This window comes from Wolbachia endosymbiont of Wuchereria bancrofti, assembly GCF_002204235.2.
GTDB lineage: Bacteria > Pseudomonadota > Alphaproteobacteria > Rickettsiales > Anaplasmataceae > Wolbachia.
In genome coordinates this window covers 1-2,603 of record NZ_NJBR02000051.1, presented here as the reverse complement: position 1 = coordinate 2,603, position 2,603 = coordinate 1, and the positions used below count along the sequence as shown (strand labels likewise).

At 38.8% G+C, this 2,603-nt stretch carries 2 protein-coding genes; one reads left to right on the top strand and one right to left on the bottom strand.

Translation table 11 applies throughout. The features are described 5' to 3' along the window. Positions 1–243 precede the first annotated feature (243 nt). Complete coding sequence (locus tag CCY16_RS02835) at positions 244–1,416, top strand: NADH-quinone oxidoreductase subunit D (protein WP_088414805.1); 1,173 nt, start codon at positions 244–246, stop codon at positions 1,414–1,416. A 10-nt stretch (positions 1,417–1,426) separates the two neighbouring features. Here CCY16_RS02835 and CCY16_RS02830 read toward each other — a convergent pair. Continuing rightward, a partial coding sequence (locus CCY16_RS02830; protein WP_088414803.1) for a single-stranded-DNA-specific exonuclease RecJ occupies positions 1,427–2,603 on the bottom strand: 1,177 nt, incomplete at its 5' end.

Here is a 2,603-nt window from a genome sequence, read left to right as displayed (position 1 = left end):
AAAAATTAAACATAAGATGCTAATTATATAATACTTTGTCATTTTAATCTGCACAGATTGAAGGTAACTTAATACCTCCAGTATCGGGATAAGGGGACTAGCTAGGTTTGTCAAGTAGTTTTTAGTTTCTATTGAACGACAGTTCAATGCCCAACGCTCTACCAAAAATTGGCTTGTTATGCGAGAAGTCTATTGACTTTCCACACTTTAATCTATACAACTCTAATACCTTAAACTATCAGCATGACAGATCTAAAGACAATGATGTTAAATTTTGGGCCTCAACATCCAGCTGCACATGGGGTGTTGCGTCTTGTTTTGGAGATGGATGGTGAAATAATTGAAAGGGCTGATCCTCATATTGGGCTTTTGCACCGTGGTACTGAAAAACTAATAGAACATAAAACTTATCTTCAAGCTCTGCCTTATTTTGATCGCCTTGACTACGTATCACCAATGTCACAAGAGCATGCATATTCACTATGTGTGGAGAAATTACTGCAATGTGAAGTTCCAATTAGGGCAAAGTATTTGCGTGTTTTGTTTTGTGAGCTGACAAGGATACTAAATCATCTACTCAATATCTCCTCTCAAGCGCTTGATGTCGGTGCAATGACTCCTCTTTTATGGCTCTTTGAAGAGAGGGAAAAAATATTGGAATTTTATGAAAGAGCTTCAGGTGCAAGGTTTCATGCAGCTTACATCAGACCAGGTGGAGTTGCAGCAGATGTTCCAGAAGGTTTGATTGAGGATATTGCAAAGTTTATAGAACAATTTCCCCAGTATATAGACGACGTCGATGAACTTTTAACAGAAAATAGAATATGGAAGCAACGCACTGTAGGAATCAGTGAAATGTCAATCAAACAGGCACTTGACTGGGGCTTTAGTGGACCAATGCTGCGCGCTGCTGGACTTGCTTGGGATCTACGAAAAAGTCAACCATATGAAATATACGATCAATTGGATTTTGATATACCTGTTGGTCAAAATGGTGATTGTTATGACCGTTATCTAGTGAGAATGGAAGAGATTAGGCAGTCTGTTAGTTTGGTAAAGCAGTGCATAGAGAAAATACCTGAAGGGCCAGTAAAAACTAAAGATAGAAAAATTTCTCCACCACCAAGGACTGAGATGAAAAGGTCTATGGAAGCTCTGATCCACCATTTTAAACTTTATTCAGAAGGGTATCATGTACCAGAAGGTGAGGCTTATGCAGCTGTTGAGGCACCAAAAGGCGAGTTTGGAGTATATATAGTTTCAGATGGCACTAATAGACCATATAGATGCCGAATAAGAGCACCTGGCTTTGCACATTTGCAAGCTCTAGATTTCATGGCAAAAGGACATATGCTTGCTGATGTTGCAGCAATTATTGGTTCACTCGATATAGTTTTCGGAGAGATTGACAGGTAGCTACAGTAACTCAACTGATAGTCAATACATCTTCTATTAAAAACTGCACAAACTCATTGCCGTTCCAATAATTCATAGAGATTTTGCCTAAAATAGCCTCAGTATTGCCCTGCATGATGGCAGAACCAAGATGGGTATTTGCAGAACGAAATGCAATAGCTCTGACCATAACGTCATCATCGACAATGAAACATTTTATATGGTTAACTCCTACAATTTCTGGCTTTCTGATCTTTGCTCCTTGAATGATAAACCTAGGTTCAGGGTTGCCAACACCAAATGGCTCGAGGCGTTGCAATTGGTTCCACAGGGATAAGTTTATTGCCTTAGCAGTTACTATACCGTCAACTTTTAAAGCTTTATCATTTGTAGAGTATGCAAACCTTTCAGTAAAAAAGTTATGTAGATCACTCATTTTATCTTCATTAATCGAAAATCCTGCTGCCATACTATGGCCGCCACCTTCAATAATTAAATTCATGCACTTTGCAGAAAGAACTGCAGCACCGATATCGACTCCAGGAATTGACCTGCAACTTGCTTTCCCTATTCTATTGTTTAAAGATATTACTATTGTCGGCAAGTGAAATTTTTCCTTCAGTCTTGATGCAATTATACCAATTACTCCCTGATGCCAATTGCCACTTACCATTATAAAATTTGCACCTGAATGCATAGAATTTTCCACTTGTATTGTAGCCTCTAAAAGGGCCTCATTTTCCATCATCTTTCTTGCATTATTCAAATCTATCAGTTTTAATGCGATGTAATCCGCCTCCTTTTTATCATCTGTAGAGAGTAACCTTGCACCTAGCAATGCTTCTCCGATTCTCCCTCCAGCATTTATGCACGGCCCGATATTAAAACTCAGCCGAGAAACACTAGGTCTTTCAAGAATTCCTAAAGCATCAAACAAAACACGCAAGCCAACGTTTTTTCTTGCTGACATAACTTTTAATCCTTGTGAGACGAATGCTCTATTCAAGCCAGTAATCTGCATAACATCGCAAACAGTTCCAAGAGCCACTAAGTCTAGTAAATCAAATAAATCTGGTTCTTTTTTGCCGGCAAAAAAATCTTGCTCACGTAAGCTTTTATTAAGAGCAACAGTTAGCAGAAATGATACTCCAACTGCTGCAAGGCTATTGTAAGGGGAACTCTCATCAAGACGATTTGGGTTCACAACT

What these genes read in the sequence shown, in the direction of transcription:
- CCY16_RS02835 (WP_088414805.1), top strand. Translation starts at nt 244, where the DNA reads ATGACAGATCTAAAGACAATGATGTTAAATTTTGGGCCTCAACATCCA.